At 36.7% G+C, this 15,781-nt stretch carries 16 protein-coding genes; 12 read left to right on the top strand and 4 right to left on the bottom strand.

What is annotated here, in order from left to right:
• Window positions 1–121 precede the first annotated feature (121 nt).
• The 3 genes from QQS35_RS18335 (at window position 122) to QQS35_RS18325 (ending at window position 1,452) form a co-directional block, all read left to right on the top strand.
• Entirely contained in the window at window positions 122–412 is a 291-nt protein-coding gene (locus tag QQS35_RS18335; RefSeq protein ID WP_285933672.1) for a hypothetical protein, read from the top strand.
• 113 nt (window positions 413–525) lie between these two features.
• A complete protein-coding gene (locus QQS35_RS18330) occupies window positions 526–648 on the top strand; it encodes a hypothetical protein (RefSeq protein WP_285933671.1) in 123 nt (40 codons plus the stop codon).
• Between the two features lie 120 nt (window positions 649–768).
• Window positions 769–1,452, top strand: a complete 684-nt coding sequence (locus QQS35_RS18325; RefSeq protein WP_285933670.1) for a VOC family protein — start codon at window positions 769–771, stop codon at window positions 1,450–1,452.
• Between the two features lie 338 nt (window positions 1,453–1,790).
• On the opposite strand, the gene QQS35_RS18320 is transcribed toward QQS35_RS18325, so the two are convergent.
• Complete coding sequence (locus QQS35_RS18320) at window positions 1,791–4,040, bottom strand: hypothetical protein (protein WP_285933669.1); 2,250 nt, start codon at window positions 4,038–4,040, stop codon at window positions 1,791–1,793.
• Window positions 4,041–4,889: 849 nt separating this feature from the next.
• Here QQS35_RS18320 and QQS35_RS18315 point away from each other — a divergent pair.
• The 5 genes from QQS35_RS18315 to QQS35_RS18295 all read left to right on the top strand — a co-directional run bounded on the left by QQS35_RS18315 (window position 4,890) and on the right by QQS35_RS18295 (window position 9,855).
• Window positions 4,890–6,494: an ABC transporter substrate-binding protein gene (locus QQS35_RS18315; RefSeq protein ID WP_407933986.1), complete on the top strand. Its 1,605-nt coding sequence runs from the start codon at window positions 4,890–4,892 to the stop codon at window positions 6,492–6,494.
• Between the two features lie 4 nt (window positions 6,495–6,498).
• A complete protein-coding gene (locus tag QQS35_RS18310) occupies window positions 6,499–7,512 on the top strand; it encodes an ABC transporter permease (protein ID WP_285933668.1) in 1,014 nt (337 codons plus the stop codon).
• Window positions 7,496–8,347, top strand: coding sequence for an ABC transporter permease (locus tag QQS35_RS18305; protein WP_285933667.1), 852 nt, complete (start codon window positions 7,496–7,498; stop codon window positions 8,345–8,347). The genes QQS35_RS18310 and QQS35_RS18305 overlap by 17 nt, the downstream gene beginning before the upstream one ends.
• 44 nt (window positions 8,348–8,391) lie before the next feature.
• Complete coding sequence (locus QQS35_RS18300) at window positions 8,392–9,183, top strand: ATP-binding cassette domain-containing protein (RefSeq protein WP_285933666.1); 792 nt, start codon at window positions 8,392–8,394, stop codon at window positions 9,181–9,183.
• Between the two features lie 78 nt (window positions 9,184–9,261).
• Window positions 9,262–9,855 carry an ABC transporter ATP-binding protein gene (locus tag QQS35_RS18295; protein ID WP_285933665.1) on the top strand — a complete coding sequence of 198 codons (594 nt, stop codon included), beginning with the start codon at window positions 9,262–9,264 and terminating at the stop codon, window positions 9,853–9,855.
• A 126-nt stretch (window positions 9,856–9,981) separates the two neighbouring features.
• Here QQS35_RS18295 and QQS35_RS18290 read toward each other — a convergent pair whose 3' ends face one another.
• Window positions 9,982–11,199, bottom strand: a complete 1,218-nt coding sequence (locus QQS35_RS18290) for a M48 family metallopeptidase (RefSeq protein WP_285933663.1) — start codon at window positions 11,197–11,199, stop codon at window positions 9,982–9,984.
• Between the two features lie 366 nt (window positions 11,200–11,565).
• On the opposite strand from QQS35_RS18290, the gene QQS35_RS18285 reads away from it, so the two are divergent.
• The 3 genes from QQS35_RS18285 to QQS35_RS18275 all read left to right on the top strand — a co-directional run bounded on the left by QQS35_RS18285 (window position 11,566) and on the right by QQS35_RS18275 (window position 13,303).
• Window positions 11,566–12,438, top strand: coding sequence for an SDR family oxidoreductase (locus QQS35_RS18285; protein ID WP_285933662.1), 873 nt, complete (start codon window positions 11,566–11,568; stop codon window positions 12,436–12,438).
• Between the two features lie 358 nt (window positions 12,439–12,796).
• The gene (locus tag QQS35_RS18280; RefSeq protein WP_285933661.1) at window positions 12,797–13,051 is read left to right on the top strand and encodes a histidine kinase; all 255 of its coding nucleotides are present in this window, start codon (window positions 12,797–12,799) and stop codon (window positions 13,049–13,051) included.
• A 42-nt stretch (window positions 13,052–13,093) separates the two neighbouring features.
• Window positions 13,094–13,303, top strand: a complete 210-nt coding sequence (locus QQS35_RS18275; RefSeq protein ID WP_285933660.1) for a hypothetical protein — start codon at window positions 13,094–13,096, stop codon at window positions 13,301–13,303.
• Between the two features lie 80 nt (window positions 13,304–13,383).
• Here QQS35_RS18275 and QQS35_RS18270 read toward each other — a convergent pair whose 3' ends face one another.
• Window positions 13,384–13,794 carry an Lrp/AsnC family transcriptional regulator gene (locus tag QQS35_RS18270; protein ID WP_285933659.1) on the bottom strand — a complete coding sequence of 137 codons (411 nt, stop codon included), beginning with the start codon at window positions 13,792–13,794 and terminating at the stop codon, window positions 13,384–13,386.
• Between the two features lie 129 nt (window positions 13,795–13,923).
• Between QQS35_RS18270 and QQS35_RS18265 the strand changes: the two genes are divergently transcribed.
• Window positions 13,924–14,685 (top strand): MBL fold metallo-hydrolase, encoded by a 762-nt coding sequence (locus tag QQS35_RS18265; protein WP_285933658.1) that lies wholly within the window; start codon window positions 13,924–13,926, stop codon window positions 14,683–14,685.
• Window positions 14,686–14,926: 241 nt separating this feature from the next.
• Here the strand turns inward: QQS35_RS18265 and QQS35_RS18260 are convergent, their stop codons facing one another.
• The gene (locus tag QQS35_RS18260; RefSeq protein ID WP_285933657.1) at window positions 14,927–15,634 is read right to left on the bottom strand and encodes a dihydropteridine reductase; all 708 of its coding nucleotides are present in this window, start codon (window positions 15,632–15,634) and stop codon (window positions 14,927–14,929) included.
• Between the last annotated feature and the right edge of the window lie 147 nt (window positions 15,635–15,781).

The following is a 15,781-nucleotide window of genomic DNA, read 5'->3' as shown; positions in this document are numbered from 1 at the left end:
TATTTGAATAATTATTGGAATTTTATGTTAAAATTAATATGTGATGAACAGATGTACTTAAATTAACGCAGCAGGATAGTGGAGAAAGACATCGAATTTATTATATAGCTGAGGTGATGTTGTGAGCTTTATCAATTCAGTAGACCCATTTGTTATGCAATTGATTATAATTCCAATTATAGTTATTGGTTTAGGGGTTTTATTGGCTACTATTACGAAGAAGATTTGGGTTGGTCCTTTGGTCACATTGGTTCTTAATTTGTTATATGAAGTATGGTATTCCATGTATTATTATCCTGATTTAGAACTTATTATCACATCTTGGAATATCATTTTCCCAATTATATCTTTAGTATTATCTTTAGTCTTTGTTTTGGTTAGGAAAAATTATATATCTAGTGCTACTGAATAAGTTTAGAATTAGTTATTTCTTTTTCAACAAACGGGTGATTATCTTCAAGAAAGAGATTATCGAAATAAAGACGCAGGATATATAAAGAAACTTCTATTGAGGAGATGATTTGTTTGTTAGAAATTGGCTTTATAATAATAGTAATCACCTTAATCGGTATAGATGTGCAACTTAGAAAAGCAAATAAACAGAACGAAGAGATAATTGATTTATTAAAACAAATAAAAGAGAGGTAACTAATTATTTTAATTAAACAAACGGTTGCGAATGTGGAAATACAAGGCTGTCGCTCTTTTGCTAAAGAACAGTTTAGTTGAAGAGGAGAATTTTAAAATTTGATAAAGGGGGAATGAAAAATGGAAATAAAACAAGTTACCTTAAAAACTAGAGATATAAAAGAAATGAAGAATTTTTACACTAATACTCTAGGGTTACCTTTAACAAAGGAAAATGAATATAGCTTTCAGGTTGTTGTCGGTTCTAGTCAACTAGAGTTTACGGAGAAAGATGTAGAAGGAGAACCTTACTATCATTTTGCTTTTAACATTCAAGGTAACAAATTCTATGAGGCTAAGTCTTGGATTAAAGAAAGAGTTAATTTAAATGTAGAGGACGGGGAAGATGAAGCTGAGTTTTCTCATTCAGACGCACATTCCCTTTATTTTTATGACCCAGCTGGTAATATTGTAGAGTTCATCTCTAGGCATTCTATATCTGAAGCGGGAAATGGACCGTTTTCTCCGAGAAACATCTTAAATATCAGTGAAATTAGTCTAACAGTAGATGATTCCATCATTGCGGGTCAACAGTTGATTGATATAGGAATAAAAGAACGTGGTAACTATCAGCTAAGTGCTACATCGCTTAATTTTATGGGAGATAGCACGACAGGAGTCTTTATGTTGTTAATTCAGCCAGGTCGAAGGTGGATATTTTCGGATAAGATTTCCGCTATTTATCCTCTTGATATTACATTGTCGACTAATAATCGAATTATCATAAATGATAATAATGAATTAATTATTAATAGTAACGTTTAATAAAACTATTCTCCGCAACGGTAATCTAAACCTAATGATTATTTTTATGGCACTTAATTTTGAAAAAAGGTTGACAGATTTTGTGAAGAAATATACTTAAATTAACGGGAGCAAGAGTTGAATAAGCAATTGTTACTACAAAATACGGCTCAATACGTTATGCAATCTTAGGTGCATTTGACAGTGTAATTTCAAGTTTGGCGACGGAAACCGTTAGCATTTTGTGGTGCTTTTTTATATGAAAAAATAGTCAGGTAATGTCAGCTGAATTTTGCCTTTCAACATAAAAATCAGAAAAACTCCCATCCATACACTAGTATGAATGGGAGTTGATTTACTTACACTCTAGCAAAACGAGAGCGAGCAAACATTAAAATTCCACCAACTGCAATCATGAATGCACCAAAGATTGCCCAAAATCCAACTCCGAAGAACGAACCAGTGTTAGGTAGTTCATTATCATTGTTAGATGATTGATTCTTTGTCTTGTCATCATTTTCTTGGTTTGCATTTTTATTATCATCATGATCGTCATCTGAATTCTCATTAGAGATATTATCTGCGATCTCATGACCGCCATCTGAATTTTCATTAGAGCTATCATCTACGTTCTCATGATCGCCATCTGAATTTTCATTAGCGTCATCTTGACTATTATTTCCTGAACCTTCATTTCCACCATTATTATCAGATTCATTATCACTTCCACCAGTGTTTCCAGTGTCAGGTTCTTCTTCATTGTCCCCATCATTATCGTCGTCACCATTTCCTGGATCTAACGAATCTTCATCATAAACTTCGAATGGAATGGATAATTCTTTTACAAGTTCACTGCCATTTCTATACAAACTTAATGTAATTTCTACACCTTTTAGTTCTTGAAGAGAATGCTCACTTTCACCAAGCGCTGTGAAAAGTCCAGTCGCCGATTCAGTTCCTTGAAATTCATTAAATTTAATAGTAGCTGTATTACCTACCAATTCAACATTCAAGCCTTGAGAATCGCCGGACCAGTGATCTAAGAAATCAGCAAGTAAATCTGGAATATCCGCACTACGTTGATATTCATCAGGATTATGTAAAGTTATATCCTCTGGAATATTAAAGGAAATACTAACTTTATCAACATCGTCCAAGGTGAGATTTCGGATGTGAAACGCAAAAACTAATCCAATTAGGTTTTCAGGTGAGTCAAGATAATTAATTTCTAGGGAAGACATACCATCTAAATACCAGCTTTCATTCATCGCAGAGAAATCGATATTGGCTGTACCATTTATTTCTCCAGTAACATAGTAACCGCCAGTAATTGGATTTGTATCGACACGGTACAATGTTAAAGGTGCATCAGATACACTATCATCTGTTTGACCAATCAAAGGAATAGTAAAATTTTGCTCATTATAACCTTTTTTAATTGTAGAAAAAGGTAATGCTAATGCTTGTTGGCCATTCTCTAGCTCAAATAATTCATATTCTACGTCAATTTTATCAACGACAGTAACACCATCGGGTAATACAAATCCAACATATTGGTCATTTAATTCTTGATCTAAATTATTCGTTAGCTCAGCATGAAGGTCTAACGTGTAATAATGATTTTCAACATTGTATGCTGTAGAACCTTCAACATCTCCACTTACGTCAAAATTCGGTTCACCATCCATGACGGAAAAATCAATATTACGTTCATCTCTTACTTGCCCAAGTATTTCGTACGTATTACTTTCAGCTTCTACATTGGCTACGTATATATCAGTATTTTCATTGGATACATCTGCAGTACCAATCAAAGGAATATCAAGCTGAACTCCTTCCTTACCAGCGCCCTCAATATCTGGAATATTTACAGCAATACCAGTGGTGCCATCATGTAATGTTACTGGAGTAATACCGTCTGGAACTCCATCTACATCTGGAATGTCTACACCAGTTGGTAATGAAAAGACGAGCCACTTATCAATTAAATTTTGTTTGCCTGCTAGATTGAAAATGGAAGCATCCAGCTGTAATACATAGTACCCTTTGTTAAAATCGTAATAAATATTTCCATCAGCTGTTCCAGACATTAGAAAGAAGTTAAGCTCTTCGTTCTCTGAATTTTCTTCATTTGTTACTTCAGCTAATTCCTCTTCTTCTAGTTCCTTCGTTTCGTCTACATTCTCATCGGAGACAGGTGTGTCGTTCATTACACTTTCAGTTCCTGCATTACTATCTGTGTTGTTGTCTGTTATTTCTTCATATGTAGCTTCCTCGTCTGTAGATACAGTTGTTTCTTCCACAGATTTGACTTCTTCATCAGTTGTTTCGGTCACTTCTTCCACAGTTTCAGCTTCTTCACCTGATGGTTCAATCGCTTCTTCCACTGTTTCACTTTCTTGGTTTGTTGATTCCGTCTCTACTTTAGCCGCATCAGTTTCCCCATTATCTACAAGGGTAGTTTCTACACTTGTATCAGTGGCACTAATTTTGGCTTCTTCCTGCCCGTTTTGTTGATTGTCACTCGTTTGACTTGCTGCTGCTGATATCATGGTTGGATACAGCGCAATCAGAAAAACTAGCACGAGCAGTGAAATTTTCTTTGGCATTCGATCACTCTCCTATTCTTTTATTGTGAAAATTTTTTCGTAATTACTAATGCAAGTATTATGATGTTTTAGGTAGGAATTAGTTTCATGGATGTGTTTATTAATCACCATAAACCTATAGCTTAGAGGTTGGTAAGCATTGAATAGTAAATTATGGAAAAATGGTCACATATGGGAGTATAGAATAAGTAGTTTCATAATGGAATATAGCATAAGTACTAAAGAAAATGGTTAGTGCAACTTTGATTTTTCGACAAAAAGAAACAAGGAGTAGGTCTTTTGGGTTAATTAACAATCTGCGAAAACATACGGAACTGCGTATGTAATTCTAAATATTTTTAGTGAAAATGGCTTTCCTCTATGAATAAGGTTGTTCAAAAAAAGATGAATACATAATTCGACATCAAACCTGACTTTAGAAGCGAGGGGGGATATTATTTCAGGTAAAATTCACCATGTTATAATTCGAAGTGGTGATTAGTAGTTAATAAAGCCTAAAATCTGTAAATGGTATTTATTATAATTTTTTCAAATATTTAGACTATCATTAAAATTATATAGTGACTCTAGGATATTAACCAGCCAAAAAAAGGGCATAAAAATCTTTAAAACTTTTTATGAAGGTGTAACAGGAAATTAGTTCACAATGACCCATCAAATAAATAGATTAAACGTTGACCATGAAATCTTTAGTACATAACTATTCAAATGTAAAAAGGTTTTCACTTGACGAGGTGGAATGGCGTGCCAAAAACGAAGGTGCTTGTGTTACAATATAGCAGAAATAAATACTTCAATATATTTTATTAAGTCGATGATAGAAAAGGTGAATTAATGGGGGATTACATAATGAAGAAGATTGGGTTAATCAGTGGTATGGTTATCTTGCTAATAATAGTAACGGGATGTATGCAACCCAATAATAATGAGAAAAATGAAGTAGCTAAAGAAACTCAAGGTGAGAAAACAGATTTAATCCTAGCAGTAGGCTCTGAACCCGATACGGGATTTGATCCAACAACGGGATGGGGGAGATATGGCTCACCTCTTTTTCAAAGTACCCTGTTAAAACGGGATAATGATTTAAACATTGTTAATGATGTCGCAACAGACTATGAAATAAGTGATAATGGTCTAACTTGGAAAGTCGAATTACGAAAGGATGTCGTCTTTACCGATGGCGAACCTCTAACGTCAGAGGATGTAAAATACACATTTGAAACGGCTCGAGATGGAGGGTCTGTGTTAGACCTGAGTGTAGTAGAGAAGGTAGAAGTAGAAGGCGACTTTACGGTTACGTTTACATTGAAAGAGCCGCGTTCTACGTTTATTCAATCTTTAATTACAACTGGTATCGTACCTAAACATGCTCATGGAGATGGGTATGCAGAGAATCCAATTGGATCAGGTCCTTTTCAATTCGTACAATGGGACAAGGGACAACAGCTTATTATCGAAAAAAATCAAAACTACTATGAGGAACAGCCTTATTTTGAAAAAATAACATTTCTATTCTTAGGGGAAGATGCAGCATTTGCCAGAGCTCAAGCTGGAGAGGTAGATATGGCTTATATTCCCGCTGCGTTTAGTAATCAACAGGTACCAGGTATGCGCTTAGAATCGGTTCAAACGGTAGATAACCGTGGTGTGCAATTTCCATATGTTAAATCAGGGCAGACAACCGAAGAAGGGTACCCAATTGGAAATGATGTCACAGCAGATCCAGCGATTAGAAAAGCGATTAATATAGCCGTTGATCGTGATGCACTTGTGGAGGGTGTTTTAGAAGGTCATGGAACTCCTGCCTACACATCAGTAGATGGACTACCGTGGTGGAATCCAGAAACGGTGATAGAAGATGGAAATATGGAAGCTGCTAGTGAACTTTTAGAAAAAGCGGGATGGATAAAAGGTGATAATGGCATCTTGCAAAAAGATGGTTTGAAAGCGGAATTCACGCTCCTTTATTCAGCAAGTGATGTGACAAGGCAGTCTCTTGCCATTGCATTTGCAGATATGATGAAGCCGCTAGGCATATCTATTTTAGTGGATGGAAAAAGCTGGGATGAAATTGAGAAAATGATGTACTCCAACGCTGTGTTATTTGGTTGGGGAAGTCAGGATCCGCTCGAGATGTATAACCTTTATAGTAGCAAAAATGCTGGTGTGGAGTACTTTAACACAGGGTTTTATCAAAATAGTAAAGTGGATGCGTATATGGATTTGGCGCTAACTGCAACCGACCAGAGTGAGGCAAATGAATATTGGAAAAAAGCGCAATGGGATGGTAGTACTGGTTTGAGTGCAAAAGGCGATGCACCATGGGCTTGGTTAGTGAACGTTAATCACTTGTATTTAGTAGATGACCAATTAGACATTGGTGATCAACGAATTCATCCGCATGGTCACGGTTGGCCTGTAACCGATAATTTAGTTGAATGGAAGTGGAAATAGTCCAATGAGATGGCAATTAACATGGAATATTGTAACCTTTCTTTTCTGGAAGGCTATTAAAATGGCGTCCCTTCTCGTTGCAATTTCCTTCATATCTTTCTTGTTAGTAAAAAATTCTCCCATCGACCCAATCCAAGCCTATGTCGGGGCGGATATGTTGAATGTAAGTCAAGAGCAACGGGAAAAAATTGAGGAATATTGGGGACTAAATCAGCCTGTCATGGAGCAATTCATGAGCTGGAGTTCGGCGGTTCTGTCTGGGGACTTAGGGACATCGATGATTTTTCGGTTACCTGTCTCCGAAGTGATAGGGGAGCGTTTCTTGAATTCTATTGCGCTTATGAGTGTAGCGTGGGTACTATCTGGTGTTATTGGCTTTTCTATAGGAATTCTAGCTGCCATGAATACAGGTACTTGGATCGACCGGATGATTAAGTGGTATTGCTATACACTTGCTTCGACCCCTACCTTTTGGATGGGGCTGCTTCTATTAATTGTGTTTGCAGTTTGGTTGAATTGGTTCCCAGTAGGCATGGGAGTTCCTGCAGGTGTACTTGCTGAAGATGTAACAATAATGGATCGAATCAAGCACCTAATTCTACCTGCACTAACGCTCAGTATTATAGGGGTAGCCAATGTTGCCTTACACACTCGTCAGAAGTTAATCGAAGTATTGTCTAGTGATTATGTTGTTTTTGCAAGAGCTAGAGGAGAAAAGGGGTTTACATTATTTTGGAGACATGGGTTACGAAACATAGCATTGCCAGCTATCACCCTGCAGTTTGCAGCTTTTAGTGAATTGTTTGGCGGAGCTGTATTGGCAGAACAGGTATTTTCCTATCCTGGATTAGGACAGGCGACCGTCGAAGCAGGACTTAGAGGTGACATTCCTTTATTGTTAGGGTTAGTGCTTTTTAGTGCAATCTTTGTCTTTGTTGGAAATGTAATCGCCGATTTAATATATCGTGTTGTTGACCCAAGGACAAGGGAGGGGAAATCCTATGCAGTTAAGCAATAAACAGTTGTTGAAGCAACCGTTAAATAAAAGGCAACGTACTCTCCTAGTTTGTATTGGTTTGTCCATTGTTGTTTGTGTCGTTGTTCTAACAGGAATTTTATTAGATGAAAATCGAATAGCGACTAATTTAGAAGTGCGGAATTCCCCGCCATCCTTGGATCATTTATTTGGTACGGACTGGCTTGGAAGGGACATGTTTTCTCGTACTTTGATGGGACTTTCATTAAGTATTGGAGTAGGGTTGACTGGTGCTATTGGGAGTGCTACGATCTCTGTCATTCTTGGTCTTGTTGCGGCTACAATGGGGAAAGTGGCAGATAGCATTGTGACATGGCTTATTGATCTATTTCTTAGTGTTCCGCATTTAGTTTCGTTAATTTTAATTGCTTTTGCCTTTGGAGGGGGATTCAAGGGAATTGTTCTCGGTATTGCACTTACGCACTGGCCTAGTCTTGCACGTGTGATTCGTTCCGAGGTCATGCAAGTTCGATCATTAGATTTTGTTCAAGTTTCTAAAAAAATGGGGAAATCGCGTTGGTGGATCACGAAGGAGCATATGTTGCCCCATATTATTCCACAAATGTTAGTGGGCGTATTGCTTTTATTTCCACATGCGATATTGCATGAGGCTGCCGTTACTTTTTTAGGGCTAGGCTTGTCCCCACAAGAACCAGCCATTGGTATCATATTATCAGAATCGATGCGTTATCTATCTGTCGGAATGTGGTGGCTTGCTTTCTTTCCAGGCATTTGTTTGCTTTTTATTGTCCGAATGTTTGATAAAATTGGGGATAATCTTCGAATGTTAATCGACCCACATCATGCGCACCGTTAAAATGAAATTGGTTGTGCTAGATAAATCTTAAAGGAGTTTTTTCAATGTCAATCCTTAAAGTAAACAATCTCTCTGTTTCTTTTAAACAATATACGAGTGGTCTGCGTCAAACTACACACCAGGTGATATCCAATTTAAATATCGAGCTTGTTTCTGGAGAAATACTGGCAGTAGTTGGTGCAAGTGGATCAGGGAAAAGCTTGCTCGCACATGCTATTTTGGGAATTCTCCCTCTTAATGCTGAGACTAGTGGACAGATTACATATGATGGAGAAGTGTTAACGTCTAAGAGGCAAGAGCAACTCAGGGGAAAAGAGATTGCGCTTGTTCCGCAATCGGTGAGTTATCTCAATCCCTTGATGCGTGTAGGTTCACAGGTTCGTTCTTCCGTTCGAAAAAGAAATGCCAAACAGGCACAGGAAGAAGTTTTTCAACGTTACCATTTAAAAAAAGAAGTGGGCAACATGTATCCTTTTCAGTTGTCTGGAGGAATGGCAAGACGAGTCCTTGTATCTACGGCAATGGTAAGTGGTGCCAGCGTGATTATTGCGGATGAACCAACACCAGGTCTTGACAAGGTTGTTATAGAAGAAGCATTAAATAATTTTAGAGAGTTTGCTGATCAAGGGTGTGCAGTTATGTTAATCAGTCATGATATTGAATCGGCTCTAAAGATTGCGGATAAAGTTGCGGTGTTTTATGAAGGTACAGTTCTTGAGGTCGCTCCTGTAGAAGATTTTGAAGGAAAAGGAGATCGGTTACGTCACCCATATACGCAAGCGTTGTGGCGAGCACTTCCCCAAAATGATTTTACATGGATTGAGGGAAGCATATAAGACTAATGCTTAACTTAGATGAGAATGAAATGAGCGGTTGCTTGAGATCTGTTAGAAATGGAAATGTGAGGTGTATCGATGCTACTTGAGGCGAAAAATATTGGGTTCAAATACGGAGCCGGTGACTGGTTGTTTCGTCACGTTGATTTACAAGTAGAGGCTTTAGAGGTTGTCGGAATTACCGGGCCGAGTGGTGTAGGGAAGACAACGTTTAGTCGGATTTTAGCGGACTATGAACTTCCGAATGAAGGAACGGTTACGATGGATGGAAAACCAATCATGACTAGCTCCTATCACCCTGTACAGCTTGTTTTTCAGCACCCGGAAAAAGCTGTGAACCCAAGGTGGAAGCTACGTAGAACATTGAACGAAGGCTGGCAACCTAACGATGACTTTCTTGATAAACTAGGAATCAAACAGGAATGGCTTAATCGTTGGCCAAACGAACTATCAGGTGGTGAGCTGCAACGGTTTTGTGTAGCAAGGGCATTAGGACCAAAAACAAAATTCTTAATTGCCGATGAAATGACTACCATGCTAGACGCTGTAACGCAGGCGCAAATTTGGCATGCAGTACTAGACATTGCTAAAGAACGGAATATGGGAGTGCTTGTTATTAGTCATGATCAACATCTCATTAACCGAGTCTGCACAAGGGTACTAGAATTCTAAAAACTAACCGAAATCGGGGCCGATGTTTAAACGGGTAAGCATTGACCTCAATTGGATAGTAGTTACTTTTAAACAGAAGGCAGTAAACACTCGAAGTACAACGCATATATTACTCATTTAATAAAATTAATTAGTACGCACTGCATCGGTGTACTCAGTTACCTCTTCAATAGACCCATTCGCTTGTTCTATGATCCAATGGACACGGCGGGCGATTGATGGGTGTGTTTGGAATGACTCGTCAAGTTTACCCATTTTTGTTGTCATGTGGTTCAGTTCAGCGAGCTTCAATAGTGCTGACGCAAAATTTCGATAATCGATGTTAAGCTTTAGCACATAGGCATCAGCTTCTTTTTCATGAACTCTTGAGACATATCTAAAGATAATCCCAAAACCAATAACAAGCGCACCAATAATCAGCGTTATACCGATCCAGATAGGGATTGTTGCAACATGGTTCTCATACCATTCCATACCAAATCCTAGTCCAGTAATCATGGACATCACAAGTGCGATACACCCAAGTCTTTTCCACAAATGCTTTTTCTTAATGTGTCCGATTTCGTGTGCAAGAATGGCTTTCACTTGTTCAATCGTCATATTTTCAAGCATATAATCTGAAATATAGATTTGTTTCTTTTTCGTAAAACCAGTGACGAGTGCGTTGGCTATTTTTTTCTTTTTTGTCGGCCAAGTATATAGTTGTACATTTTCAATCTTTAATTTTGCTAAAAACTGTAGCAGTTCATCTTTTGAGTCAGATTCAGGCATAGCAGATGCTTTTAACATTTTTCCGATGAATGGTGCGGTAGCCATTGGGATTAACATAACGATTAATATTGGCAAAAGAAAGTCACCCACATCGCCTAGAAAATCTTCAGGGATAATTTCCATAAGAGTTAAGACAACAACGATTGGAATGAATATAAAAAGAATGCCTCGTACGGTTTCTCCCGTTTCTTCCTTCATCGTAGCTTCTGTATCTCGAATCTTATTCGTTGTTTTCGAAATCACTAGCTGATTTACGGTGATCATAAGACCGAGAAAAGCAAACGAGCATATCATACTGACAATCACATTGCTAGTAGACTCACCTAGATATTCTTCTAAATTTATCATGAATAGAAAGGTTATAAAAAAGCTGGAGATAGCGATTAACACTATATATGTATATTGACTTAGTACACGTAATCGATTCATGGCCTGCTCAATTGAGTTTGTTCTAGAAAACAACCTTTCGACATGTCTACGGACCAGATACATATAGGCTACATTAATGATTAGAATTGCAAGAAAAATGAGTATCGTCTGGATTAGCGATAAAGAATTAATATAATCAAACATTTTGTGTACTCCTTCCTTGTTTTTAACAATATTTTAATCCTAGTATGTAGTATTTTCCTTTTAAAGTTTAATAGATTAACAGCTGAAAGACAAGACTGGAAGTAATTGGGTTGGTATTTTTACTAGCTTATGCTTTAATAGACTCCAATTGGTGTTGATTAACTATCTTTGTACCAGTGTTAATAAAAAGTCTTGATTTAATCCATAATATTTTTCAGCTAGTTTATACACCAATATCTCCCGCTCTCTTAGTTAAAAGATTTGTTCATCAGACTTTTTTCAGTTAGTGTTTACATATTAGTTCTTATTGAATTAGATAAAGATATCACATCATACGTAAAAACTTTACTTGGAGGAATAAACAAAATGAAAATGTTAGTAACAGGTGCAACAGGGAAATTAGGAGCGAAAGTCGTTGAAACGCTTCTGGAAACTGTACCAGTAGACCAATTAGCTGTTAGTGTTCGGAATCCAGAGAAAGCGGAAAGCTTAAAAAACCGCGGAATAGACGTTCGCCAAGGAGACTTTGATTATCCAGACACATTAGATACTGCTTTTGCTGGTATTGATAGACTGTTAATTGTTTCTGCAGATGGAGATAATGATACAAGAATTAAGCAACATGATACTGCTGTTGCTGCTGCAGAGCGTGCGGGAGTTAAATTTATTGCTTACACAAGCATAGTGAACGCAAGAGAAAGTGTGAATTTTCTCGCTCCTACGCATAGGGAGACAGAAGAAGCAATACTAAAAACTGGCATTCCTTATGCATTCTTACGCAATAATTGGTACTTGGAGAATGAAAGTTCCAGTATTCAAGGTGTACTAGCAGGAGCTCCATGGATTACATCTGCAGGAGATGGAAAAGTAGGTTGGGCATTACAACAAGAGTATGCAGAAGCGGCAGCAGCCGTTTTATCTGGAAACGGGCATGAAAACAAAACCTACGAGCTGTCTGGTAAGTTATTAACTCAAGAAGAGTTTGCATCTATACTCGGTACTGTATTGGAGAAGGAAGTACCAATACAAAAAGTGGATGATAAAGAATTTGCTGAGATCATGAAGGGTGCGGGCCTACCGGATGTTCTTATTCCTTTTCTTGTTGATATCCAGAAAAGTATACGAGCAGGTTCACTAGCAGTAGAAAGCGATGATTTTGAAAAGCTTCTAGGAAGACCAGCGACACCAATCAAAGAGGCACTGACTCAACTGGTACCAGGAATCTCAAAGAATAATTAAATTAATTTCACCGACCTCTTTAACAAAATTAAACCATTCTGTTTAGAGGTGCATATGCTGTAATGATAATGGAAATGGCGTGCAAACTGACAATAGTTTTGACACGCCTTTTTCTTTTTTATGGAGTTTTTGAGACCGAAAAACTAAAATATCTTGTTAAACGCTGTTTCTTAAGTGTAAACTTCACAAAAAATAGTCATTTTTATAACTCATTTTCATGCGTTATAATCGTTATAACAATAAAGAATAAACAGTAAAAAAGCTTTACAATTATAGGATACGGTGGTTTAATAAGGCATCGTTGTAAGAATATTAATACACATCTCAGATGTAAATGAGAAGGGAGGTTTAATGAAGTATGGGTAAATGGCGAGCTTTCTTGTATATAAGTGCCCTATTTTTAATAGTAATTCCAATTTCGATAGTTCTCATGACCGATGATCCATTTCGTTCCATTTTTAGTAATCTAGTAATTAGTCTAGCAATTATATTAGTCATACTTGGTAAATCGATAACTGTAGTTGAAAAGAGAAAAGAAAGTAAACGTTTTGCACCAGATATAGGAGCAATAATAGGACTATCAATTGTATTAATTATAGGTTTTATTCAATAATAGGAACAATCGATTTTGAAGTGAAGAGGTAGGTTGATTGTATTGAAAATAACAATAAAATATTTAGAGCAACTATATATATTATGTTTAGTTGTAGTTAGCCTTTTACTAGTATTAAGTATCTTCGTTGACATATTTTCTCCGTTCGAGCAAATTACAGCTATCGATTTTCGCTACGCGGGTATCGCAGTCGCTATTCTATCATTGATTGTAGCAATTGTTTCTCGAATACTTAACAAGTTAAGTAAGTAAAACATATTGTTATGAGAAAGTTGATTTAGCTAGCATTCTCAATTTGATAAATGATACCCGTCGCAAAGTTTTTTTATCTACTATTTGCCAATGATAATCGATAATTTATAGTTTGCATGTTCGTTTAGATCTTCTAAAAAAACATTTAATATTTCATTAGAAGGAAATTTGCATTCTAGAAGGTAACAGCCTTCTCCACTAATTTTATAGTTATTGATGATGTGATGGTCTTGTGTTTTTATATACGATAAATAAGGCTGATGAGAAGTGCTCTGGGTGAAAATTGTAATAAAAGCATGTATATAGAACCCCAATTTAACTTGATTAACTTTAATGGAATACCCCTCAATCACTCCTTGATCCTCTAATTTCGCCACTCTAGTTGAAACAGCGGGTGCAGTTAAATGGACTTTCTTACTTAATTCTTTCATCGTGAGTCTGCTATTTTTCGAGAGTTCATCTAAGATATGCGCGTCCGTATTATCTAACATCTATTCAATTCCTTTCCATAATAAAGTCAAAAGGACAAAAGACTTTATTTAATCTATGTAACCATCCATAGGTATAGTTTACAATATAAATTGTTCGAAGATAATTTTAAACAAAAAGGAGTCTTAAATATGAATATACAGCAAATTCGAAATGCAACACTAGTCATTGAATATGCAGGGAAAAAGTTTTTAATTGATCCATATTTAGGAGGGAAAGGCGCTTATCCTCCTATTCCAAATTCAATAAGACAAGATCAAAACAATCCTTTGGTAAACTTACCAACCTCCATTAAAACTATCATTCAAAGTATTGATGCAGTTATCGTAACTCATATTCATCCTGATCACTGGGACGATGCGGCTAAAGAAGTATTGCCAAAAGAAACTAAATTATTTGCCCAACATGAAGAAGATGCAACAAAAATACAAAACGATGGTTTTCAAAATGTAGAGGTTTTACAAGAGGATACAGTCTTCGAAGGTATCCAGTTAATTAAAACAAAAGGCGAACATGGAAGAGGCGAAATCTTAAAAATTGTTGGTTCAGTAAGTGGTGTTGTCTTCAAACACTCATCAGAGAAAACATTATATGTTGCTGGAGATACAGTTTGGTATGATGGAGTGCAAGAAGAGATTGAAACACATAATCCAGAAGTAATTGTCGTAAATGCTGGAGATAACCAATTCTTAGAAGGCGGTTCTCTTGTTATGGGAAAAGAAGATGTCTACAATGTCCATAAAGCTGCCCCTGATGCAAAAATTATTGCTAGCCACATGGAAGCAGTTAATCATTGGACATTATCAAGAGAAGAATTAAAAAGTTTTACGAATGAAAAAGCAATCTCTTCTAGTGTTCTAGTCCCAGATGACGGTGAATCATACACTTTTTAAGTATAAGAGTTATAAAGATTGACCAAAAACAATTCATAGAATTATTATTTGACAAATCTGAAGCGAAAATAACAGTAGAATACTAAAAAAACGAATATCCCCAATCGGTAAATATTCTTACCTGCCGTTTTCGATGATTTTTGCTTTCTTCTCCAATAATTAATTTCTTTAAAACAAAGGATCGTCGTAATCGATGATCCTTTGTTAAACTATTGCTTAATAAGATAATAATTTGTTTCGCTTAATTTGTTGACAAAAATTCAGGCATTACTATTTCATGCTTGTCGAGCATAATCTGTTCTGGCTTAATCCCTTGTTCACGCAGTAATTCAATGTTCTGAACAAGGAACTCGTCACTACCGACAATATAGAAGAGTCCATCCTTATCTTCAGCAAGGTTTTTCACTTCTTCATAGTAGTCTTTACGGTTATCGACGAACTGTGATGTGAACTTCTTGTCAGGTGTGGATTCGAAAACATTGGTAAATAAGAAATCTCTTGATGAATCGATGTTCAGGGAATGAATTTGATTGACGTTGTCAGCACGTTCGAAATAATCAAGTACAAGCGGTCTGAAAGTTGCTAGACCAACCCCTGATGATAGCAGATAAACATTTTTGTTTTCTCTCTTAAGGGGGACATTCGAATGCGTTTTAAATATGGCAACTTCATTGCCGACTTCAAGGTTTCTTAAAATCGTCTTAAACTCAGAGCACTGCTCTCTGATGCGTGTGGTGATACCGATTGAATTTTCGTGCGGTAAAGTGGAGATTGACATATGGCGAATCAGGCTACGGTTTGGTTTCTCTTCGGCATTGAAACCTTCCAGTGCGAAGTGGGTGTGGGAACCTTCTTCCCATGTAAAATTTTCCGGACAGTCGAGCAGGTAGGTTTTAACCTCAGACGTTTCCTCAATAATCTTATTTATTTTAGTCCAATAAATTTGCATTATACAACTCTCCTTAATCAATTATATGTATCTTACTATCTAATATACACTAAGTGATAACTATTCTCAATTAAATAATTTGATTATTTCAGATTCGTAATGACGTATTCTTTAACCTACTTTGTATTTTTAGATAATGGCGTTGTT

This window comes from Aquibacillus rhizosphaerae (assembly GCF_030282825.1).
GTDB lineage: Bacteria > Bacillota > Bacilli > Bacillales > Amphibacillaceae > Aquibacillus_C > Aquibacillus_C rhizosphaerae.
This window is presented reverse-complemented; position numbering and strand designations above follow the sequence as displayed.